Source organism: Winogradskyella sp. MH6 (assembly GCF_022810765.1).
Classification (GTDB): domain Bacteria; phylum Bacteroidota; class Bacteroidia; order Flavobacteriales; family Flavobacteriaceae; genus Winogradskyella.
Window position 1 is genome coordinate 1,539,627 of the sequence record NZ_CP094494.1, and the last position, 22,866, is coordinate 1,562,492.

General features: G+C 34.3%; 17 protein-coding genes. 5 read left to right on the plus strand and 12 right to left on the minus strand.

What is annotated here, in order from left to right:
• Position 1 precedes the first annotated feature (1 nt).
• Positions 2 to 2,275, minus strand: a complete 2,274-nt coding sequence (locus tag MST30_RS06895) for an inorganic phosphate transporter (RefSeq protein ID WP_243473649.1) — start codon at positions 2,273 to 2,275, stop codon at positions 2 to 4.
• Between the two features lie 287 nt (positions 2,276 to 2,562).
• Here MST30_RS06895 and MST30_RS06900 point away from each other — a divergent pair, with 287 nt between their 5' ends.
• The gene (locus MST30_RS06900; RefSeq protein WP_243473650.1) at positions 2,563 to 2,919 is read left to right on the plus strand and encodes a toxin-antitoxin system YwqK family antitoxin; all 357 of its coding nucleotides are present in this window, start codon (positions 2,563 to 2,565) and stop codon (positions 2,917 to 2,919) included.
• Between the two features lie 78 nt (positions 2,920 to 2,997).
• On the opposite strand, the gene MST30_RS06905 is transcribed toward MST30_RS06900, so the two are convergent.
• Both MST30_RS06905 and MST30_RS06910 read right to left on the minus strand, forming a co-directional pair.
• Positions 2,998 to 5,841, minus strand: a complete 2,844-nt coding sequence (locus MST30_RS06905; protein WP_243473651.1) for a TonB-dependent receptor — start codon at positions 5,839 to 5,841, stop codon at positions 2,998 to 3,000.
• Between the two features lie 69 nt (positions 5,842 to 5,910).
• Positions 5,911 to 7,188 carry a beta-helix domain-containing protein gene (locus MST30_RS06910; protein ID WP_243473652.1) on the minus strand — a complete coding sequence of 426 codons (1,278 nt, stop codon included), beginning with the start codon at positions 7,186 to 7,188 and terminating at the stop codon, positions 5,911 to 5,913.
• A gap of 247 nt (positions 7,189 to 7,435) precedes the next feature.
• Here MST30_RS06910 and MST30_RS06915 point away from each other — a divergent pair, with 247 nt between their 5' ends.
• Both MST30_RS06915 and MST30_RS06920 read left to right on the plus strand, forming a co-directional pair.
• Entirely contained in the window at positions 7,436 to 8,776 is a 1,341-nt protein-coding gene (locus tag MST30_RS06915; RefSeq protein ID WP_243473653.1) for a deoxyguanosinetriphosphate triphosphohydrolase, read from the plus strand.
• Positions 8,777 to 8,857: 81 nt separating this feature from the next.
• On the plus strand, positions 8,858 to 9,028 hold the full coding sequence (locus MST30_RS06920) for a hypothetical protein (RefSeq protein ID WP_243473654.1): 171 nt from the start codon (positions 8,858 to 8,860) through the stop codon (positions 9,026 to 9,028).
• Here the strand turns inward: MST30_RS06920 and MST30_RS06925 are convergent.
• Complete coding sequence (locus tag MST30_RS06925) at positions 9,002 to 10,771, minus strand: 1-deoxy-D-xylulose-5-phosphate synthase (protein WP_243473655.1); 1,770 nt, start codon at positions 10,769 to 10,771, stop codon at positions 9,002 to 9,004. The two genes, MST30_RS06920 and MST30_RS06925, sit on opposite strands and share 27 nt — an antisense overlap.
• 40 nt (positions 10,772 to 10,811) lie before the next feature.
• Here MST30_RS06925 and MST30_RS06930 point away from each other — a divergent pair, with 40 nt between their 5' ends.
• Positions 10,812 to 11,261, plus strand: a complete 450-nt coding sequence (locus MST30_RS06930; RefSeq protein WP_243473656.1) for a nucleoside deaminase — start codon at positions 10,812 to 10,814, stop codon at positions 11,259 to 11,261.
• Between the two features lie 12 nt (positions 11,262 to 11,273).
• Positions 11,274 to 11,726: a protease complex subunit PrcB family protein gene (locus MST30_RS06935; protein ID WP_243473657.1), complete on the plus strand. Its 453-nt coding sequence runs from the start codon at positions 11,274 to 11,276 to the stop codon at positions 11,724 to 11,726.
• Positions 11,727 to 11,783: 57 nt separating this feature from the next.
• On the opposite strand, the gene MST30_RS06940 is transcribed toward MST30_RS06935, so the two are convergent.
• From MST30_RS06940 to MST30_RS06975, 8 genes are all read right to left on the minus strand, one after another.
• A complete protein-coding gene (locus MST30_RS06940; protein WP_275949857.1) occupies positions 11,784 to 11,975 on the minus strand; it encodes a cold-shock protein in 192 nt (63 codons plus the stop codon).
• Between the two features lie 101 nt (positions 11,976 to 12,076).
• Positions 12,077 to 12,322, minus strand: a complete 246-nt coding sequence (locus tag MST30_RS06945) for a hypothetical protein (protein ID WP_243473658.1) — start codon at positions 12,320 to 12,322, stop codon at positions 12,077 to 12,079.
• 10 nt (positions 12,323 to 12,332) lie between these two features.
• The gene (locus MST30_RS06950; protein WP_243473659.1) at positions 12,333 to 14,114 is read right to left on the minus strand and encodes a chloride channel protein; all 1,782 of its coding nucleotides are present in this window, start codon (positions 14,112 to 14,114) and stop codon (positions 12,333 to 12,335) included.
• A 45-nt stretch (positions 14,115 to 14,159) separates the two neighbouring features.
• Complete coding sequence (gene aspS, locus MST30_RS06955) at positions 14,160 to 15,914, minus strand: aspartate--tRNA ligase (protein ID WP_243473660.1); 1,755 nt, start codon at positions 15,912 to 15,914, stop codon at positions 14,160 to 14,162.
• Between the two features lie 173 nt (positions 15,915 to 16,087).
• Positions 16,088 to 19,624: an efflux RND transporter permease subunit gene (locus MST30_RS06960; protein ID WP_243473661.1), complete on the minus strand. Its 3,537-nt coding sequence runs from the start codon at positions 19,622 to 19,624 to the stop codon at positions 16,088 to 16,090.
• Positions 19,614 to 20,804, minus strand: a complete 1,191-nt coding sequence (locus MST30_RS06965; RefSeq protein ID WP_243473662.1) for an efflux RND transporter periplasmic adaptor subunit — start codon at positions 20,802 to 20,804, stop codon at positions 19,614 to 19,616. The genes MST30_RS06960 and MST30_RS06965 overlap by 11 nt, the downstream gene beginning before the upstream one ends.
• 20 nt (positions 20,805 to 20,824) lie before the next feature.
• Positions 20,825 to 22,171, minus strand: a complete 1,347-nt coding sequence (locus MST30_RS06970) for a TolC family protein (RefSeq protein WP_243473663.1) — start codon at positions 22,169 to 22,171, stop codon at positions 20,825 to 20,827.
• Between the two features lie 6 nt (positions 22,172 to 22,177).
• Positions 22,178 to 22,786 (minus strand): TetR/AcrR family transcriptional regulator, encoded by a 609-nt coding sequence (locus MST30_RS06975; protein WP_243473664.1) that lies wholly within the window; start codon positions 22,784 to 22,786, stop codon positions 22,178 to 22,180.
• Positions 22,787 to 22,866 lie beyond the last annotated feature (80 nt).

Here is a 22,866-nt window from a genome sequence, read left to right on the forward strand (position 1 = left end):
TTTATTCTTCTTGGTCAGAAATCAGTTTAGCAGGTTTAACAGAGCTGTCATGCGATTGATAGTACTCCTCTAAGAGATTCATCATAGCGGTCAATAGGTCTTTAGTTTCTAGTAATAAACTAAAATATAGCGTTGTGTTTTTAGGACTTGATTCTTCGCTTCTTGTACGTTCTACCTGCTTTTGTATTTTGTCTTTGACTAAATTAAAGATCTCAGTTTTTCTTTCTAGGACAGCACCAATTTGCTCAAAAGATCTAGACTCAAATGCAGTTTGTGTTGTTGCAAATAATGTCTCTAGTTTTGTGTCTAAATCCTTAAGTTCTTTTATCTGGCTAAACTTTAACTTTTTGTGATTATTGTTAACGTGTTTATGGCTTGCTTTAGAAATATAGTCTAAAGATTGGGTTATGTCTTGTAAATGCCCAAGTATATTAATATAGAAATTACTAGCAGCAACACTAGGTTCATCTAGATTTCTGATAAAATAGAAAATATTGTCCTTAAGATCATCAATTTCAGTTGATAATTTGTCAATTTGTCTTCTATTCTTCTTTAAGAGTTTTAAATCTTGTACAGCTAAACCGTTAATGGCTGAGGTATAAATTCTGTTTCCACGCTTTATAACATTGGCAATATTTGAAGCGCTTTCGTGAATAACACCTTGTGTAGAACTACTCTCGGCTTTTTCTAGCTGATCCTCTTCACGCATTATTTTAGAACTTTTGCGGTGAGCTAAATAACTTCTAATTAGTAAAACAATAGCTAGTACCAATAGTCCGGCTAAGGCATACCCACCACCAAAATATAAAATAAAAGCCATTATTGCTGCTGCAACAAAAGCACTAAAGGCCGTAAAGAACCAGCCTCCAATTACATTAAGTACTCCGGCAACTCTATATACCGCACTTTCACTTCCCCAAGCTCTGTCTGCTAAAGAGGTTCCCATAGCTACCATAAAAGTAACGTAGGTAGTAGAAAGTGGTAACTTCATAGATGTGGCAATAGAAATAAGAACAGATGCTACCATTAAATTAACAGCGGCTCTAACCAAATCAAAAGCAGGTTTGTCTTGCTCTTTTACCACAACTGTTGGTTTTAAGAACTGTTTTTCAGACCATTTTTTATACGAATTAGGTAGAATTCTATTCACGCTCTCATTAAGTCCAATAGTAAGCCTTACAATATTTCTAGACATATAATTAGGCTCAAAACGCTCTTTAACATCGTCCTGTCTTGACAAGTCAACCGAAGTTTTTACTACAGCTTTAGCTTTGCTAGAAAACCAAAGAGTAAGTACCATAATAAGTCCTGCAATAAGTAATAGGTAAGGTTCGGTTTGCACAGGTTCACCTAAAGCAGTCATTACGTAATTTGTAGGTTCGGCACCACTGATTGACCATGCCTCATAAGAGTTATATGCAGCAATCGGTACACCTATAAAGTTAACTAAATCATTTCCTGCGAAAGCAACAGCTAGTGCAAAAGTTCCAATAATGATGATGATGGTATAAATCTTGGCATTAAATAATTTAATGGCCAAAATTGAAAGTATAGTAAAAGCTAAAAAGCTTAAGCCTATAAAAGTAAAAGGGTTTGTATTTAAAAATTCTTTGACACTTGAAGGCATGAAAGCAGCATTCTTTAAACCTTTTACTATGATAAAGTACATAATTGAGGTAACTGCAAAACCACTAAAAATTGCACTATACCAATCTGGTTTTTCTTCAAATTTAAAAGACAATAGTAAGCGCGATACATATTGAATAATGGCACCAATGGTAAAAGCAACAACTACTGATAACAGAATACCAAGTATAATTTCAATGGCTTTTTCATTGTTAATATAATTACCTAAGTCTATTATGGATTGAGAATTATCTGCATAAATTTTGATTAAAGCCACAGCAACCGAAGCACCTAATAATTCAAATACAATTGAAACCGTAGTAGAAGTAGGTAAACCAAGCGTGTTGAAGAAATCTAACAGTAGAATATCAGTTAACATCACAGCCATAAAAATGACCATGATTTCGTTAAACATAAACTCGCCAGGGTTAAAGATGCCTTTTCTTGCCACTTCCATCATACCACTAGACGTCATTGCTCCTATAGCAACACCAAGACTGGCAACAATCATTATGGTTTTGAAAGAAACGGCTTTAGAGCCAATAGCAGAATTTAAAAAATTTACAGCATCATTACTTACACCAACAACTAAGTCTGCAACAGCTAAGAATGCTAATGCAGCTAGCATATAGATATAAAGGTTTTCCATTTAAAAGAGTAACTATAATTGTACGCAAATTTCCTCTTTTAATTTCAACGTTATGTTACCAAAATGTTATGATATGCTTTAGGGTTTAAAAAAATAAAGAAATGTTTTTGCAGTAAACATGGGAACTTAATTAAATGTTATCGAATGATGATGTTTTGTTAAGGTATAAAATACTAAAAATCAATTATTTATATTTCTAATGTTAATTTAATGTTACGTAATGGTTGTTTAAATGTAAATTAAATGTTATGTTTGTGATGTAATCATTAATTAAAGCCCAAATGAATATGAGAAATTTAGTAATTGTTCTTATGATGCTTAGTGTAGCATTCTCTTATGCTCAAGACAGTAAAGAACCAAAGTTAGAGAAGAAAGGCGACTTAACTTACGTTACGTATTATCATGATAATGGTGAAATAAGTCAAACAGGTGTGTTTAATGCAGATGGCAATATTCATGGTGAATGGAAAAGCTACGATGCTGAAGGTAATAAAGTAGCATTAGGAAACTATGATAACGGTAAAAAAGTTGGAAAATGGTTTTTCTGGCAAGGAGAATCTTTAAAAGAAGTAGATTTTATCGATTCTAAAATTGTAAGTGTTAACCAATGGGATAACAAAACCAAAGTTGCCATTAACAACTAGTAGTTGTCGATACTTAAATAAAAAAGGCGTTCTAAATTTAGAACGCCTTTTTTATTTATGGACAATTTAATGTTTGCCTTAGAACTTAAGTGTGTAACCTAAAGATATTTCAGTACCAGGCTCTCTCAATGAAAAAATTTGATTGCTTGCACCAAAAGACTCATATTCACTTAATCTTTCGTCACCAAGTATATTAGATACTTTAAGGTCTATAGATGAACGTTGATTCTCGCCAAAAGATTTGTTTAACGTAAAGTTTAAACTGTTAAAAGGCTGAGTATAAACATCTGGAACTTCACGAATACCAACAACTTCTAAAGTTTCACCTTGTACGTTGTAGAATAATCCGGTTCTTAAACCAATATCACTATTGTCGTAATTTAAACCAACATTAATTAAATAAGGAGCTTGTCCTTGCATATCTCTTTTTCTGTCAATTGATTCTCCATCTCTGGCTGAAGCAACTCTACCGTTATACTCGTCATCAGACATGGTTAACTCAGATTTAATTAAAGAGAAATTGGCTGTTAGTTTAAGATTGTTTAAACCTTCAGAAATAAATCCTAATCGTTGTCTTGCTTCAAATTCTGCACCATAAACAACAGCGTCACCTAAGTTACCAACAGTAAGCTGTGTTGGAGCAGAGACAAAGAATGTTTGCTCAATTACGTCTGTAAAGTCTTTGTAGAAACCACTTATAGCAAACATTTGTCCTTCTTCACCAAAAAACTCATAACGTATATCAAAGTTGTTGATATATGTTGGTACTAAGTTAATATCACCAATAAACAATCTACTTGTAATTGGATCGAAGATTTGTGCTACAGAAGCTTCTTTAAAAGAAGGTCTTGCTGTAGTGCGAGAGTATGATGCTCTTAAATTAGTTTTATCGTTAACTGCATAAATAACATTAGCTGATGGGAATAAATCAAATTCATCTAAGATTAATTCTCTATCAAATACATTATCAGCATCTTCACCAGTGTAGAATGAGCTAAAGAACTCAGTTCTTAAACCAACTACTGTTTTTAATTTTTCAGTGATATTAAATTCAGTTGAAAAATAAGTAGCTCCAATTTGTTGCTCACCTTCATAAGCATCTCTTGGGTTAAAGTTGTCTGTATAGACAACATAAGTACCAGCATCTGTTTCTGGTGTCCAAAGGTTTTCAGTAGCTAACAAATTATCTGCATTACCGCTTGCAATATAAGATTGATCTCCACGAATGTTAAAGGTAAAGTCATCAATACTAAAATCTCTAAACTTATACGTGAATGCACCTCCAAATTTTATTTTAGCTTGGCGACCAAATAACTCTACAGTTTTGTCAAAATCTGCTTTACCAGCCCAAGACTCTTCAAGTAAGTTTCTCCATAACTGAATAGGTAATGTTGAAGCAGAAGGACTTAAGAATGAATTACCATTATCAGCTTGCTGAAATGGCGTAATTCTATGGTTTTTATCCATTACCTTAGAGAAGGTAGGAGATAATTTCCATTCAAAGTTAAAAGGCTTATCGTCTGTAATGCTATTTAACCTGTGCTTACCCGTAAGAAATAAGTTGGTAATTGATCGCTCTGTATAGGTAATAGAGTTTTTTGTTAGTGGTTCTAATCCACCTCCAGTACCGTCCTGAGATATTACCTGGTTAAAGAAACCTGCAGTAGACTCACCATTTTGTACATGAAGTAAATTTACCTTAAACTTAGATTTATCCGTTTTATAAGCTAAACCTAACATACCATTTAAAATCACATTGTTAATACCTTCAGAACCTTTAGAATCTAGAGCAGCAATTAACTCATTGTCTGATGTGTCTTGTGGGTTTTTTATGTATGCACCATCAAATCTGTTTTTATAAAACGTTGTTTCGTTTTTATAAGAGAATGATGCTTGGTAACCTAATTTATCATCACCAATGTTGTATTGATTGCCCAAGGTAAAACCAAAGTCGTAGTTCATACCACTAGTTTCTTGCTTAGCTGCTAGTTCTTTTTCAAAACTATTTGTAAGTGTTGTAAGTGTTGTAGTATTAATACCATTACCTAGTACTCCTTCCTCAAATTGATATCTGTTAACAGGTACATTTCGCATACCATCATCATAACCTAACCAGTCAGTATCACTACCTCCTGATGTTAAATATGAATTATTGAAATGCATGTCTGGGTTGTAACCACCTCCCAATGAAATTGAATATTCAGCCTTACTTGGAAAATCTTTTGTAACTATATCTACAATACCACCAGTAAAGTCTGCTGGATATTCAGCAGATGCAGACTTTAAAACAATAACATTGTCAAGAATATTTGTTGGAAATAAATCCATTTGAATTGTGTTACGGTCTGGATCTAAACCTGGGATATCAATACCATTTAAGATAGACTTTGTATAGCGATCACCAAGACCACGTACAAATACATATTTATCACCTTGTATAGAAACACCAGGAACACTTTTTACAGCAGCAGCAACATTACTTGCTCCAGTACTTTTAATAGCCTGAGAAGACAAACCATCCATTACAACTGCTGATTTTTTTTGTAAATTTAAAACAGCACTTTCTGTGTTTCTTTTTGTAGTTGTAGTAATTACAACTGTGTCTAAAGAATTAGTTTCCATCAAAACATCTAAGGTAAATACCTCGCCGTTTTTTATGACAACATCTGAAATTTCTTTAGTTGCATACCCAACAAAGGAGAAAACCAATGTGTAAGTACCTTCTTCTAGCTCCATTTCAAACTTTCCATCAAAATCTGTAGTAACACCTTTTGAGGTACCTTTAACTAAAATGTTAGCAAAAGCCATTGGTTCATTAAATTCACCATCGATTACTGTTCCGGCTACTTTTCCTTGTGAGAATGCTGTAGATGTCGCTGAAATGAAAATAAAAAGAGCTAAAACTTTTATTATATGTTTCATGTAATATTGTATATATCCAATGCCTACCTGGTAGACATTGGATTTATTTATATGAATTAAAAGTGTTTATTAGAATCCTAAACCACCTTCTGCATTAGCATAGGTCCAGCTAAGGTTAGAAGTAGTAGCACCAACTGTTTGTGCACCTTCTGTAACTGCAGTAGCAGTAGATCCAAAGCCAGATACAGTAACTGTTTCTGCTTTGTTAGCAAAAATGCTAGTAACATCTGTTACACCTTCAGGTAATACTATTTCCCAAGCACCAAATGTTAAGATACCATTGTTATAGTTTGTTGCAACACCATCGTTATCTAATTCAACGTCAGATTCAGCTTTAAAACCATATGCATAAACATTTTCTGTATGACCTTGTGCGTTACTTCTGTAATCAGCATACTCACCGTTTGCAGTTACAGTATTACCAATGATTGTTGCATTTCTTAAAGTGAATGATCCAGAACCTGTTCCTTCAGGACCGTCAATTTCGAAAGCGTGATCAGAAATATCACCTAAAACAACAACTACATTGTCAACTGTTCCAGCGTAAGCTTGGTCAATATCTATAGCGTCATCACCTTGAGCCCATACTAAAATGTTAGATGCATCAACAGTACCTCCAAAGAATTCTACACCGTCATCAACATTACCAACAACCTCAATATTGTCTATAATTGTACCAGCACCAACACCACCTAAAGTAAGACCGTTGATTTCGTTACCTTCACCAATTAAAGCACCACCATGACGAATAGAAATATATCTCATGCTACCAGAACTATCGTTTTCATCTGTACCACCATAAAGACCAAAAGTATCATCTGCAGGAATACCTTCAATTTGAGCTTCAACGATATCTCCAGAGAATGAACAAGGTGCATTACCTAATACGATTAAACCTCCCCAAAGACCTCTGTCGTTTTCATCTAAATTAGTACCAGCAGTTTGACCGCAAGTAATGTTATCTTGTGTAGATGTGAAGATAATTGGCTCAGAAGCTGTACCGTTAGCGTTAAGAGTACCACCTCTTGCTACAATTAAAGCAGAAGCTAAAGAACCAGTTCCTGAAGAACCTTTAATGATAGTTCCAGGATTGATAGTTAAAGTTGCTCCAGCAGGTACAACAACCTTTTGGTTTAATTGGTAAATGTTGTCATTGGTCCAAACATCACCATCAGTTATTTCACCAGTTACAGTTACAACAGGACAGTCGTCAGTTGAACCACCACCTGGATTTTCATTTATTATTGTCGTAGATGTCTCTACAATTAAAGGAGCATCATCATCTTTAAAACAACTAGTAAATACTAGTGTAGAAGTTACTAACGCGATTAAAAGTAATTTTTTCATTGAGTTGAATTTTTAATAAACAATTTTTAGTTTTTATTGTGATGCAAAGAAAACGTGATATTCCCTTGAAGAGGTTACTCAATGATTAAAGTTTTGTGACCAAAAAGTTAGTTAAAGGTTAGTTTAATATTAAGCGAATTAGCGTTAAGGATACAATTTCTTAACATTGTAAAATATGATAATTGAAAACAGTTTTTCTAAATGATTCTTTATCAATTTATTTATCTTGCATCTTTAATTTTAAGATATGAACTGGGAGCAATTATTGTCTTTAAGACGCTTTGGTGATGAGAATAAACGGTTAAGAAAAGAACAAGACGAAACTCGTGTTGGTTTTGAGGTTGATTATGACCGTATTATATTTTCTTCAGAGTTTAGAAGTCTACAAGATAAAACACAGGTTGTACCGCTATCTAAAACAGATTTTGTTCATACCAGATTAACACATAGCCTAGAGGTTAGTGTGGTTGGGCGTTCTTTAGGCAGGCAAGTTGGAAAGCTTTTGTTAGAGAAACATCCACATTTAGAAAATGTACATGGCTATAATATCAATGATTTTGGGGCTATTGTAGCGGCTGCTGCTTTAGCACACGATATTGGTAATCCACCTTTTGGTCATTCTGGAGAAAAAGCGATAGGAGCATATTTTAAAAATGGTAATGGAGCACAATTTAAATCTGAATTAACTGATAAAGAATATCAAGATTTATGCGATTTTGAAGGTAATGCTAATGGCTTTAAAATTTTAACCGAGAGCAGAGCTGGTAGAATAGGTGGATTGCGGTTAAGCTATGCCACACTTGGTGCCTTTATGAAATATCCTAAAGAGTCTTTACCAAAAAAGCCTACCAACCATATAGTTGATAAAAAATATGGCTTTTTTCAAAGTGAAAAAGAGATGTTTTCGGCTGTTGCTTCAGATTTAGGCTTAATTAAGAGAAGTGAAACGGACTTGAGCTACAACAGACATCCTCTAGCCTATTTAGTAGAGGCAGCCGATGATATTTGCTATACGATTATAGATTTTGAAGATGGAATAAATCTCGGATTAATCGAAGAAGATTATGCATTAGAGTACTTGATAAAACTTGTAAAGGGTAGAATCATAACCAAAAATTATAATGCTTTACAAACTACTGAAGACAGAGTTAGCTATTTGAGAGCATTGGCTATTAGCACTCTAATCGATGAAGCTGCTTCAATATTTATGAAAAATGAAGCTGACATCCTAGAAGGGAAATTTGAAACGGCACTTCTAGATGTTAGTCAGTACAAGGCTCAAATAACCGATATCATTAATTTAAGTATCAAGAAAGTCTACCGATCAAAAGAGGTGATAAATAAAGAGATTGCAGGATACGAAATATTAAATCAGCTGCTCAATGCCTACGGGAATTTAGCCTTAAATGTATACAACGATAGCTTGTCGAATTATGATAAATTATTACAGAATCTTTTGCCAGAAACGGTAAGTTTATCAAATGAATCCTTATACGACAATTTGCTTTCTGTGTGCTTATTTATTTCGAAACTTTCAGATACTAACGCTATGTTATTACATAAAAAGCTGAAAGGGAATATTTTATAAAATGCATTTCATCGAATAAATTTGGTTTTTAACGATATATTATTTTAATTTATTGCATAATTAGCCCCAAAAAACCTACTTATGAGAAATAATATACTCGGAGGCTTAGTCATTTTTGTAGTAGTACTGACTTGCCTATTAATGCTAGATGATATTTCTAACGTTCAAGATCAACCTGTAAAAAAAGACACTGTTCTAATTGAACAAATTGAAGGTAATACTGATTTAGCTATCGTGGAGGATAGTGAGTAAATCTTCAATTTTCTTTGTAATCGAAGCAGAATCTAGTTCTTGTAATTGCTGCAGTTGCAGTATTGTGCCTTGCTCAATAAATTCATCTGCAATACCTAAAACTTCAATGTGTTGCTTATAGTTATGCGAATTAGCAAAGGCTAAAATTGAACTTCCAAAACCTCCTACAATAGTTCCGTCTTCTATAGTGACAATGATTTTGTGTGTTTTAAAAATTTCGTGTAATAACCCTTCATCAAGTGGTTTTACATATTGCATGTCGTAATGCGAAACGTCCAAATCTATAATAGCATCTTCAATATTTTTTGACATAGTACCAATTGATAAAATGGCTAAATCTGTACCTTGTTTAAGGCATTCGCCTTTTCCTATTTCAATTTTTTCAAACGGTTTTTTCCAATCTAAAAGATGACCTCTGCCACGAGGATATCTTATGGCAATTGGAAAATCTATTCCTAATTGAACAGTATACATTATGTTGCGTAACGCTATAGCATCTCTTGGCGCAAAAATTACTAAGTTAGGAATACAGTTAAGGTAAGCCAAATCAAAAACACCGTGATGTGTTGCTCCATCTTCTCCCACCAAGCCAGCTCTATCCAAACAAAAGATAACAGGCAAGTTTTGCAAAGCCACATCATGAATAATCTGGTCGTAGGCACGTTGTAAAAAGGTAGAGTAGATGTTACAAAACGGAATTAATCCTTGTGTAGCCATACCAGCAGCCAGAGTTACGGCATGTTGTTCGGCAATACCAACATCAAACGCACGATTAGGAAAAATATCCATCATGTATTTTAAAGAGCTTCCAGTTGGCATAGCTGGCGTAATGCCAATAATTTTTTCGTTGTTCTTGGCAAGTTCTACAATGGTTTCACCAAAAACATCTTGATATTTTGGTGGCTCACTAACACTCGATTTAGAAATAAGTTCACCTGTTGAAGCATTGAATTTTCCTGGTGCATGGTATTTAACTTGGTCTTCCTCGGCTTGTTTTAGCCCTTTACCTTTGGTGGTAATTACATGTAAAAACTTTGGGCCTTTTACTGTTTTTAAACGTTTAAGTTCAAAAATTAATGAGGGTAAATCATGACCATCTATTGGACCAGAATAATTAAAATTTAAGGCTTCAAAAATGTTATCTTGCTTTTGAGTCCCTTTTTTTACATTGGTTAAATACTGTTTTAATGCGCCAACGCTTGGATCGATGCCAATAGCATTATCGTTAAGAATTACCAATAAATTAGCATCTGTAACTCCAGCGTGGTTAAGACCTTCAAAGGCCATTCCGCTGGCAATTGAAGCATCTCCAATAACAGCAATATGATGTTTGTCTTCACCTTTTAATTGAGAAGCAATTGCCATTCCTAATGCTGCCGAAATTGAAGTAGAAGAGTGTCCTACACCAAAAGTATCGTAAATACTTTCACTACGTTTTGGGAAACCACTAATTCCTTTTAGTTGTCTGTTGGTTTCGAAACTATCTTTTCTTCCAGTTAAAATTTTGTGACCATAGGCTTGGTGACCAACATCCCAAATCAATAAATCTTCTGGTGTGTTAAAGATGTAATGTAGTGCAATGGTCAATTCTATAACACCTAAACTGGCACCAAGATGCCCTTCTTTTGTTGCAACAATATTGATGATAAATTCACGCAGTTCTTTAGCTACTTGAGGTAAATCTTCAGCTTTAAGTTGACGTAAATCTTCGGGTAGGTTTATATGTTTTAAAAGGTTTTTCATTAAATACAAATGTACCATTTGAATTTGTATTTTTACAACAATGATACAGCCATTTGACGATACTTATTTTATGAAAAAAGCGCTTCAGGAAGCTGAGGTTGCTTATGAAAAAGGCGAAATTCCTGTTGGAGCAGTAATTGTTGTGGAAGACCGTATAATTGCTAGAACGCATAATCTTACAGAACTTTTAAATGATGTTACTGCGCATGCTGAAATGCAAGCTATAACAGCTGCAGCTAATTTTTTAGGTGGAAAATACTTAACCAAATGCACCTTGTATGTGACGTTAGAGCCTTGCCAAATGTGTGCAGGAGCATTATACTGGAGCCAAATTGCAAAAATAGTCTACGGCGCTTCAGATGAGCAACGAGGTTTTACAGCTATGGGAACCAAACTGCATCCCAAAACAAAAGTGGTTGGTGGAGTTTTAGCAGATGAGGCTTCAGAATTAATGAAGCGATTTTTTATTGAAAAACGTAATTTGAATTAAACACAAAGAAAAATGCATAAGTTATTAGGAATCGTAATCTTACTGTTTGCATTAAACTGTAAGTCCTCAGAAAATAAAGCAAAAATGACAAAAGAAGCTATTGTTCTTATAGGAAAGGGTAATCTGTATGGTTCTGGTTCAGAAGGTATAGAGAAACAGAATTTAATTATTACATCTCCTAAAGAATGGAAAGACTTGCTTAATAAAATGAATGCAGTCAATAAGGTTTCTGATAGTTTTTCTGAAACAGATATTGACTTTTCTGAGTATACTGTAATTGCTGTTTTTGATGAGGTAAAGAATTCAGGTGGACATAGCCTAAACCTGGTTATTCAAGAAACTAAGGATAAGTTTTTGGTTGAGGTGTTACGGAAATCTCCAGATGGCATAGCTACTTCTGTTATGACACAACCTTATTATATTGTTAAAGTACCTAAGGGCGAATTACCAATAGTTTTTGAATAAAAAAAACGCCCAACCAAAGGAAAGGTTGAGCGTTGAACTAAAAATAAAGTATATCTCTTAAAGAACGCTTACATTAGCAGCAACCATTCCTTTTCTGCCTTCTTCTTCTGTGTACTCTACATTGTCACCTTCGCGTAACTCTACGCCATTAAGGTTTGATACGTGAACGAAAATGTCTTTTCCCGTTTCGTCGTTGGTAATGAATCCAAATCCTTTTGAATCATTGAAAAATTTAACTGTTCCAGTCATTATAAATAAATAAAAAATTAAAACACAAATGTAATGTATTAACTAACACGTAAGGTTAATAAATCGTTTTATTTTAAAATATTGAAAATTAATAACTTATATCAGTACTTGTTTTCCCTTTGATTTTCGAGCATCTTTTCAAGATTTTCCTTGGTAAGCATATAGTCTTTAGCATCTTTTCCTTTCCATCTGTAGTAAGAGAATAAAGGAAATACGACGAAAAATAAACCCAATACACCAAACCCAATGAGCTTTTCGGTGTAATTTGTATCTAAAACTAGTCCACAAACGATACTTCCTACAGAGGTAATAAATGCAATAAGTGTTATAATATGAATAGGTTTCATCAATTATATTCTAAGATGTAAAATTAATCAATTCGTTACGATACGCTGTTAAAAGTTTAGACTTTGAAACAAAACCGAAATATTTATTGTCTTTTACGACTGGTAAATTCCAAGCTCTAGATTGCTGAAATTTTTTCATTACTTTCTCCATAGAGTCCTCTTCGTAATAAATGATTTCTGGCGGTTTTTGCATAAAAGTTTCAACAGTTGTAGAGTTATAAAGTGACTGATCGAACATTACAGACCTAATATTATCCAATAGAATGATACCGATAAAATTCCGTTCGCTATCTGTAACAGGAAATAGGTTTCGGTTAGATTTTGAAACTCCATTTTTCAACATATCTCCAAGTGTCATGTCTGGGTGTAATTCTACAAAATTTTGCTCAATAACAGAATCGAGCTTCATTAAGGTAAGAACGCTTTTGTCTTTGTTTTGAGTGAGAAGCGCACCTTTTTCTAATAATTCTTTGGTGTAAATAGTATGGTCTAAACCATTTTTATTGATGATAAAAGACATAGAAGCAGTTATCATTAAAGGTACAAAGAGTTGATAGCCTCCGGTGATTTCGGCAATTAAGAAAATAGCAGTTAATGGAGCATGCAGCACACCTGCGATAAGACCTGCCATGCCAATTAAGGTGAAGTTAGCTTCAGACACGTTAAAACCTAAGCCGCAATGATTAATCACTTTTGCAACCACATTTCCTAAAGCACTTCCCATTACTAATGTAGGGATAATAATTCCGCCAGTTCCACCTGCTGCAAAGGTGGTAGTCATGGCAATGGCTTTAAAAATGGTAATTCCAAAAAGAAGGGCAATTACAATCCAGATATTGTCTAGGTGATCATCAAAAGGTGTTTTGCCTAATGCTTCAATGTCATTACCGAGCAAAAGGTTATTTATAAAACCAAAACCTTCACCATAAAGTGGTGGAATAAAAAAGAGCATTACTCCAATGGCTAATCCACCAATAATTAGTTTTTGTCTTGCGGACTTTAATCGGTTGAATATTGATGTAACTCCAAAATAAATTTTAGAAAAATAGATAGAAGCAACTCCAGTGCCAATGCCTAAAAGGATATAAAACAATGTGTCTTTTATGGCAAATTTGTCTGAAACGCTAAACTCAAATAAGACACTATCTCCTAGAAAGAAATACGAGGTTATTACCGAAGAAACAGATGCGATTAACAAAGGTAATAACGAAGCAAAAGTTAAGTCTAAACTAAATACTTCAATTGCAAAAATAATTGCAGCAATAGGTGACTTAAAAATAGATGCAATAGCGCCTGCAGCAGCACAGGCAATTAATAAACTTCTGGTTTTTCTATCAATATGTAATAAGCGACTAAAGTTAGAACTTAATGCAGATGCCGAAGCAATTGCAGGTCCTAACAAACCAACCGAACCACCAAAACCTACGGTTAGTGGAGCTGTGATTAATGGATAATAAATTTTCTTCTTATCAATGATACCATCTCTTTTTGATAGGGCAAATAGAATAGAAGGTATGGCATGCTCGCTAGGTTTTTTTGAAATATACTTTACAAACAAATACACCAAAAACAAACCCACAATTGGTAAAATAAAATAGATACTATTTTCTGAAAGAATAACTCCTTTTTCAAAAATAGCTTCAATAGCAAAAGTGATGTTTTTTATGAAAACCGAAATGAGTCCAGCTAACAAACCAATGATGAGACTTAGTAAAAAGACAAAGTTTTTTTCGGAGACATGTTTATATCTCCAAATGAGTAATCGTTTTAATAAGTTGGACTTAGTTGGCATAGTTTAAATCTAACAAAAAATCCTGCAAGAAGCAGGATTTAATATTTATGATTTTAAATTCAATTTTAAATGGAGTTCCTGCAATTGTTCGTTATCGATAGGTGCAGGTGCATCTATCATTACATCTCTACCAGAATTGTTTTTAGGGAAGGCGATGAAATCTCTAATGGTTTCTTGACCACCTAAAATAGCCACCAATCGGTCTAAACCAAATGCAATACCACCATGAGGTGGTGCGCCATATTCAAAGGCATCCATTAAGAAACCAAATTGTGCTCTAGCTTCTTCTTCAGAAAAACCTAGGTGTTTTAGCATAATAGCTTGTGTGGCTTTATCGTGAATACGAATAGAACCACCACCAATTTCGTTACCATTTAATACTAAATCGTAAGCATTAGCCTTTACTTCTCCTGGTTTAGAATCTAATAATTCTAATTGACCTGGTTTTGGAGACGTGAATGGATGGTGCATTGCGTGGTAGCGCTCAGTATCTTCATCCCATTCTAAAAGTGGGAAATCCATAACCCAAAGTGGTGCGAATTCGTCTGGTTTACGTAAGCCTAAACGTTCTGCTAATTCCATACGTAAAGCACTTAATTGCGCTCTAACTTTATTAGTATTTCCTGAAAGCACACAGATTAAATCACCAGCTTTTGCTCCAGTCACTTCTGCCCATTTTGCTAAATCGTCTTGATCATAAAACTTATCTACAGAAGATTTGAAAGTGCCATCTTCATTACAACGGCAATACACCATTCCTAAAGCACCAACTTGAGGGCGCTTTACCCAATCAATAAGTTTATCTATTTCTTTTCTGGTATATGCATTTCCGCCAGGAACTGCGATACCAACTACCAACTCAGCAGAATTGAATACGTTGAAATCTTTATGTTTTGCAACGTCATTTAATTCGCCAAATTCCATCCCAAATCTAATGTCTGGTTTGTCATTTCCGTACAAACGCATAGCGTCATCGTACAGCATTCTTGGGAACTTGTCGACTTCAACACCGTTTACTTCTTTTAATAAGTGACGAGTTAAGCCTTCAAACGTATTTAAAATATCTTCTTGCTCAACAAATGCCATTTCACAGTCTATTTGTGTGAACTCTGGCTGACGGTCGGCACGAAGATCTTCGTCTCTAAAACATTTTACAATCTGAAAATATTTGTCCATGCCACCAACCATAAGCAATTGCTTAAAAGTTTGAGGTGACTGTGGCAATGCGTAAAATTGACCTTCGTTCATGCGAGAAGGTACCACAAAATCACGAGCACCTTCTGGTGTAGACTTTATTAAGTATGGAGTTTCAACTTCAATAAAACCGTCATTAGAAAGATAATTTCTAACAGCTTGAGCAACTTTATGTCTGAAGATTAAACTATTCTTCACAGGATTACGACGAATATCTAAGTAACGATATTTCATTCGTAGGTCATCACCACCATCGGTTTTGTCTTCAATAGTAAAAGGTGGTACTAAAGAGGTGTTTAAAACATTTAATTCAGAAACTAAAACTTCAATATCACCAGTTGGAATATTTGGGTTTTTAGAAGCACGCTCTACAACAGTTCCTTTCACTTGTACTACAAACTCTCTACCTAATTTTTGAGCGCTGTCTAAGATGTCCTTTGGTGTACGCTCCTCATCAAAATAGAGTTGTGTAATACCATATCGATCTCTTAAATCGACATACACCATAAATCCTTTATCTCTAACTCCTTGAACCCATCCTGAAAGGGTAACTTTTGCATTGCTATCTGTGGCTCTTAATTCACCACAATTATGACTTCTGTACATATCTAAATTTTATAATCTTCACCTTTGCGAAATGCTAGGGTGAATGCGGATGCAAATTTAATGAAGTTAAATGATTAAAAAATAAAAAAGCCCCAACAATTGTTGAGACTTTTTCTGCTATTAATCAAACCTTCTCAGTGAAATAAAGGTTGTTTTTTTCTGAATAGAAAACTTTATTGTTGACCTTCTACTCTTTTATCCATATTGAATGGCTCTTGTAAATCTGTTTCAGTTTCTGTGCTCGCTACTCGGTCTTTATGCATCCACATTTTTAATCTAACACTTAGATAGAATAAGATTGGTACTACAATGAGTGTTAGGAATGTAGCGATTAAGAGACCATAAATTACTGTCCAAGCCAAAGGTCCCCAGAATACTACGTTATCACCTCCCATATAAATGTTAGCATCAAAATCTGAAGCTAACGTAAAGAAGTTAATGTTGAGTCCTATTGCCAGTGGAATTAAACCTAATATAGTTGTAATTGCCGTTAATAGTACAGGTCTAAGACGTGCTTTACCAGCTTTAACAATGCTTTCGTATAAGTGTTCTTTAGTTAGATATTGGTCTTCATCTAGATCGAGTTGGTTTTTCTTTCTATCGATAAGAAGTTGAGCATAATCTAATAATACCACACCATTATTTACCACAATTCCGGCAAGTGAAATAATACCAACCATCGTCATCATAATAACAAAGGCGCTTCCTGATAACACTATACCTCCAAACACTCCGATAAAACTCAAGAAAATAGCAAGCATAATAATTGCTGGTTTAGAAATGGAATTAAATTGGAAAATCAATATGAAGAATATCAATGCCAAACCAGTAAAAAATGCACCCATTAAGAACGCCATTTGCTTGTTCTGCTCTTCAATCTGCCCTGTGTAATCAATTTTGATACCTTCTGGAAGACCCTTAAAGCTCTTCATTTCATTTTGAATCTGATTTACAATAGCCCCTGCATCTGTATGACCAGGTGCTAAGGCAGAATATACTGTAACCACACGCTTAGTATCTTTGTGTTTTATGGCACTGAACCCAGAATTATTTTTGTGTTTAGCGACAGCAGATAGCGGTATTTCTTTAATCTGACCAGTGTTATCTCTAAACGTAATATTCTGATTAAAAAGTGCACTTGTATTATATCTATTGTCTTTGTTGAATCTTACATAGATATCAAAATCGTCACCATCTTCTTTGTAAATACCAGCTTTAGCACCAAAAATTGAATTACGTAATTGGTCACCTATTTGCTTAGCACTAACACCAAGTTCACCAGCTTTTTCTCTATCAACTTCAACAATCATTGAAGGTTTATCCTTGTTGACATCGATTTTAAGCTCATCAATACCAGCAATATTTTTAGAGTTAATAAACTCACGCATTTGCTCTGCGGTTACAATAAGTTCATCATAATCGCTACCTTCAATTTCAATATTGATAGGTGAACCAGCAGGTGGTCCGTTGGCATCTTTTTCAACTGAAATCAGAACTCCTGGATAAATACCAACCAAAGCTTCCTGTACTTTTTGGCGTAGGATCTCACTATCTTCACCACGACGGTATTTGTACTCGCGCATTGAGGCAGTAATCTTGGCTTTATGAGGCATTTCTGCAGCAGATCCACCATCGGTTTGAGGGTTTCCGGCACCTTCACCAACTTGAGATACAGCACTTTCTACCAAGAAGTTTCTGTCTCCATCCATGTAATGACTGTCGTTAACAACGTCATATACACGCTTTTCAATCTGCTTTGTAATTGCATTGGTTTTCTCAATTGCAGTTCCTTCAGGATATTCGATGTAGACAATAATTTGATTTGGTTTATTGTCAGGAAAAAATTCAACTTTTGTACGTTGTGTTCCTAATGAGATTCCAAACGCTATAAATGCAGCTATAAGTAATAAGAATGTACCGATACTAAGAAGGTAAGGCTTCCTTTTTGAAAGTGCCCAACGCAATTGCCCTTCATACCAGCTTTCTAATTTAACTAAGGCTTTATTTTGGAAGCTATTAGCCCAGTTTCTAATAAATAGACGATAAGCCCAGAGCATTATGGCTGTGAAAATCATGATGGTTCCTAAACCTCTGTAAGCTCCACCAAACAAAAGAATGAGTACACCAATAACTGCTACAATGACGGTAATTTTAATAATCTGCTTTAAAGGCATGTCTTTATCTTCAATAGTCATGTAGCGTGAAACTAAAACAGAGTTAAAGAAGATTGCAACAAATAGTGAAGAGCCTAAAACAATTGACAATGTTATAGGTAAAATCTTCATGAATTCACCCATAATTCCCGGCCATAAACCGAGAGGAACAAATGCTGCAACAGTAGTTAAAGTTGAAATAATAATTGGAAATGCAATCTCACCAATACCTTTTTTAGCAGCCTTTTTTCGACTCATGCCTTCTTCATCCATCAATCGATAGACGTTTTCAACAACTACAATACCGTTATCTACCAACATACCAAGACCCATGATAAGTCCAAAAAGTACCATAGTATTTAAACTATAGCCAATAAGGTTCAGAATCATAAGCGACATAAACATAGACATTGGTATTGCAAAACCAACGAATAGTGCATTCTTAAATCCTAAGAAGAACATCAATACCGTTACAACGAGAATCACACCAAAAATGATGTTGTTTACCAAGTCATCAACCTGACCAATGGTAACCGAAGATTGATCATTAGTTATAGAAACTTCTAAATCTTGAGGAAACACATTATCAATAGCATCTTGAACGATTACTTGAATTTGCTCAGCAGCAGCCACCATGTTTTTTCCTGCACGTTTCTTAACATCGAGCATCACAACAGGCTCTCCTGATTTTCTAGCAAAAGTGGTTTTGTCCTCTTCTTTAAAAGACACTGAAGCCACATCTTTAAGGTAAATAGCATTACCGTTTTCAGATTTTACAACAAAATTCTCTAGCTCAGATGGGTCTTCAATTTCACCAATAACTCTAATGGTACGACGTTGTCCGCTAGCCTTTAGGTTGCCAGCAGATTGTGTTAAGTTTCCGTTGGAAATGGCTCCAATAATATCGCTGAAGGTAACTTTTGCTGCCATCATTTTATAGATATCTACAGCAACTTCAACTTCTTTTTCTTGCGCACCTCTAATATCAGCTTTTTTGATTTCTTGTAAATCTTCAATTTCATCTTGAAGATATTCAGCATAATCTTTAAGTTTTTCAATTGGGTAATCACCAGAAATATTAATGTTTAGAATAGGCATTTCTTCAGAAAGGCTTAATTCAAAAACATCTGGTTCTACTTTGGCTCCGTTAAACGTTGGCCAATCTTCACTAGCGGTTTCGGTATCAACTTCATCCTTTACCTTTTGTTTTGCCTGTTCTACGGTTAGTCCCTCATCAAACTCCACAATAACCATAGAGTAATCTTCTTGAGACGTTGAGGTAATTTCAACGACATTACTCACGGTTTTTAGTTCGTCTTCTAGTGGATCTGTGATAAGTTTTTCAATATCCTCAGCAGTATTTCCTGGGAATAATGTGCTAATGTAGATTTTGGTTTCGTTAACCTCAGGAAAATTTTCTCTTGGCATACTGAAAAATGCAGTTATACCAACATAGAAGAAAACCAAAATTAAGACATTCATCGTGGTTTTGTTGTTGATTGCCCACGACGATAAGCCAAATTCCTTATCTGTATTTTTCTTCTTTTTATTTGCCATTACCTTCTTCTTTATAGTTGATTACTTCCACAGATTGTCCGTCTCTAACACTACGCGCACCTTCTTTAATAATTTCTGCTCCGGTTTCTAAGCCGTTTAGAATTTCTATAACATCTCCTTGAGTTTTTCCTGTTTCAATAATGACACGTTTGGCATTGCCAATACCTTTTTCGTTTTTGTTTGTAACCACATAAACGTATTGCTCACCTTCAGCATTTTCTGAAATTACACTTTGAGGAATAAGAATGGCTTCTTTATTAGTATAATCGTTAATCTTTAACTTAGCTGTAAGGTTTGGCTTTATAGATTTGTCTTTATTAGGTACTTCAATTTCAACTTTAAAGGTTCTGTTTGCTGGATTTATAACATCACCTGCTTGACGAATTTTAGTGTCGATTTTTTTGTTTAGAACAGGAAGTTCAACAATAACATCTTTATTTTTTACAACATCAGTAACGTATCGCTCTGGAACTTCAGTTTCGATATACATATTATTAAGATTTACAATACGCATTAATGGAGATGCACCAGCGGCAACTACACTTCCTTGCTCAGTAATAACATCATCAATAGTTCCAGAAAAAGGAGCTTTTACTACAGTTTTTGCAATTTGCTGTTGCATTTGATTCACCGCTTCTTGTTGAGATTCGTAAGTAGACTTAGCTTGTAAATACTGAATTTCACTACCTATATTTTGATCCCAAAGACGCTTTTGACGTTCGTAAGTTGTCTTTGCTAAATCAGCCTGGATTTTTAATTGTGCTAGCTGTTGACTTAAGCCACCATCATCAATTTTTGCTAGTGTTTGTCCTTTACTAACTTGTTGCCCTTCCTTTACATATACGTTAGTTAGAATACCATTATACTCTGGTGTAATAACCAAAAGATCTTTTGTGGTGACGTTTCCTTGAAGTTCTAAAATATGCTTAAACTCTTCGGTTTTGGCAGTGATTGTAGTAATTAAAGGAACGTGTTGTACAGTATCTAAAGTCGCGATTTTTTCATCCAATAACTTTATTTTTTCGTTAATGGCATCTTGCTCGTTAACTAACTCACCACGTTTTTTTCTTATGGTTTCTAGGTTATCGCTTTCTAGAACTTTTTCTACAGAATTCTTTTTTTGCTCTCCGCATGAGGCTAAAAGAATCGATAATAATAGTATGGAATATATTTTTTTCATAATTCGTTTCTTTTGATTGATTATTTTGGTGAAATGGTGTTTAGTGCTGTTTCTAACTCTGCTTTGGTATTAATAACGTCTAGCATGGCTTGTAATAATTCTTGCTGAGCAGTATAGAGCTGCGTTTGTGCTTGGCGTAACTCAAAACTAGAACCAATACCTTCAAAAAACTTCGTTTGATTTTTGTTTTCTATACGCTCTGCGAGTTTTAGATTTTCTTGCTTGTTTTGATAGTCTTCAATAGCAAATTGGTAATTACTTTTTGCTGTTTCAATCTGTAATTTTAGACGTTGTTCTGTTTCGGTAAGGTCATCTTGTGATTTTTCAAGATTAATTTTTGCACGTTGAGTTGCAGCGCTTCTTTTACCAGAACTAAAAATTGGGATATCGAGGTTAAAACCAAATGCAGAGAAACCAGCCCAACTTTGTTCTTTGTCTAAAAATGTAAACTCATCACTAAACCCTAAATAGCCACCATTAAGATATGCGCTAAGCGTTGGTAGTGCTCTGGTTTTTTCTAATTTTAGTAAAAGTTCTTTAGACTTTTTGTCGTTTTCTGCAATTTTATAATCAATATTTGCTGTTATATCATTCTCAAATTCTAAAGTTTCTAAAGAAATATTCTTTTGGGTGAGTTGTTCTAAATTCTCAGTCAGCGTTATTTTAGCAGCATAGTCTATACCCAATGTAATGTTGAACATTTGGTAAGCAATACCTCTAAGACGAATGGAATTGTTGAGATTGCTTTTTAGGTTTGACAGTGTTATTTGCAATTGCTCAACGCTTTCCTCTTCTTCTAATCCATTTTCATAGATTTTGGTAGTTTCGTTAAGATTCTTCTCTAAAACTTCAATGTTTTTTTCTAAAATAAGTACGCTTTCTTCGGAAAGTAGTACGTTGCCGTAAGCATTAATCACATTTTTTCTTACCTCTAAATCTGTTTTCTCTTTAGCATTTTTTGAAATTTCTAAAAACACCTTAGCAGATTGAAGGCCAACTAAATAAGATCCGTCAAATATTAACTGGTTTAGTGTTGCTGTTGCATTAACATTTTGCTTGGTGCCAAAAACTACTTCAGCAAAATCGCCTTCCTGTCCTCCAAAAAATTCAGCAGGTACTAAAGACACTTGTTGTTTTAAATTGTTTTGATAACTCGCATTTGCGCTCAGTTGAGGTAAGCCTGTTGCAGTGGTTTCCCATTTTTGTTTTTTAGCAGCTTCAATATCTCTAGCCGCATTTTTTGCTTGTCTATTGTTCTCTAGTGCATAATCGATAGCTTCTTGTAAAGTAAAACTTGTAGGTTGCTCTTGAGAAACACCTATGGCACTTGCAAATAAACATGTAATTAATATGAGTGTTTTTCGCATTGGGTATTATTGATTTTGATTGATTTCTAAGATTTTGTTTAATTTTTCTAATCCTTTTGAAGTACAAATACCTCTAAGATGATATTCTAAATAATATTCCATTAAAGTGTTCATAGAAAAAGCTTTTAAAGGAAATAGTTCCTGGTCTTTAAGAGTTACCATACAGTTGAAGTAAATTCTTGAAATAAAATTAACGTTAATGTTGTCTCTGTATAGACCAAGTTTAATACCTCTATTTAAGTTTTCTATCACACAACCTTGCATCACTTCAAACTGTTTAGATTTCAACGAGGCAAAAATTTTAGGATAATATTTTTGTAACTGGTATTGTGGAGAGGACTTTTCGTTTTTCAGATGTTCCATCACAAATTTTTTCACATCAAAAACCTCCTCAATGGGATTTTTTTCTAATGCACATATATGATCAATACCACAAGAAATGGTTTCAAACATATATAATGTTGTAGCTTCTACCAATTTGGTTTTGTTTGGAAAATGCACATAGATGGTTTTCTTTGATATGCCCATTTCGTTAGCAATATCATCCATAGTTACGCTCTTAAACCCATAGTTTAAGAACATATCAACAGCTGTTTTTAAAATTTTGTGTTTCATAATTAAGGCGCAAATCTACAACAGGAAACTTTAAAAACAAAAAAAGTTTCCTGCGTTTTAATAATTATTTAACATTGGTA

What these genes read in the sequence shown, in the direction of transcription:
- MST30_RS06895 (WP_243473649.1), bottom strand. Translation starts at nt 2,275, where the DNA reads ATGGAAAACCTTTATATCTATATGCTAGCTGCATTAGCATTCTTAGCT.
- MST30_RS06900 (WP_243473650.1), top strand. Translation starts at nt 2,563, where the DNA reads ATGAGAAATTTAGTAATTGTTCTTATGATGCTTAGTGTAGCATTCTCT.
- MST30_RS06905 (WP_243473651.1), bottom strand. Translation starts at nt 5,841, where the DNA reads ATGAAACATATAATAAAAGTTTTAGCTCTTTTTATTTTCATTTCAGCG.
- MST30_RS06910 (WP_243473652.1), bottom strand. Translation starts at nt 7,188, where the DNA reads ATGAAAAAATTACTTTTAATCGCGTTAGTAACTTCTACACTAGTATTT.
- MST30_RS06915 (WP_243473653.1), top strand. Translation starts at nt 7,436, where the DNA reads ATGAACTGGGAGCAATTATTGTCTTTAAGACGCTTTGGTGATGAGAAT.
- MST30_RS06920 (WP_243473654.1), top strand. Translation starts at nt 8,858, where the DNA reads ATGAGAAATAATATACTCGGAGGCTTAGTCATTTTTGTAGTAGTACTG.
- MST30_RS06925 (WP_243473655.1), bottom strand. Translation starts at nt 10,771, where the DNA reads ATGAAAAACCTTTTAAAACATATAAACCTACCCGAAGATTTACGTCAA.
- MST30_RS06930 (WP_243473656.1), top strand. Translation starts at nt 10,812, where the DNA reads ATGATACAGCCATTTGACGATACTTATTTTATGAAAAAAGCGCTTCAG.
- MST30_RS06935 (WP_243473657.1), top strand. Translation starts at nt 11,274, where the DNA reads ATGCATAAGTTATTAGGAATCGTAATCTTACTGTTTGCATTAAACTGT.
- MST30_RS06940 (WP_275949857.1), bottom strand. Translation starts at nt 11,975, where the DNA reads ATGACTGGAACAGTTAAATTTTTCAATGATTCAAAAGGATTTGGATTC.
- MST30_RS06945 (WP_243473658.1), bottom strand. Translation starts at nt 12,322, where the DNA reads ATGAAACCTATTCATATTATAACACTTATTGCATTTATTACCTCTGTA.
- MST30_RS06950 (WP_243473659.1), bottom strand. Translation starts at nt 14,114, where the DNA reads ATGCCAACTAAGTCCAACTTATTAAAACGATTACTCATTTGGAGATAT.
- aspS (WP_243473660.1), bottom strand. Translation starts at nt 15,914, where the DNA reads ATGTACAGAAGTCATAATTGTGGTGAATTAAGAGCCACAGATAGCAAT.
- MST30_RS06960 (WP_243473661.1), bottom strand. Translation starts at nt 19,624, where the DNA reads ATGGCAAATAAAAAGAAGAAAAATACAGATAAGGAATTTGGCTTATCG.
- MST30_RS06965 (WP_243473662.1), bottom strand. Translation starts at nt 20,804, where the DNA reads ATGAAAAAAATATATTCCATACTATTATTATCGATTCTTTTAGCCTCA.
- MST30_RS06970 (WP_243473663.1), bottom strand. Translation starts at nt 22,171, where the DNA reads ATGCGAAAAACACTCATATTAATTACATGTTTATTTGCAAGTGCCATA.
- MST30_RS06975 (WP_243473664.1), bottom strand. Translation starts at nt 22,786, where the DNA reads ATGAAACACAAAATTTTAAAAACAGCTGTTGATATGTTCTTAAACTAT.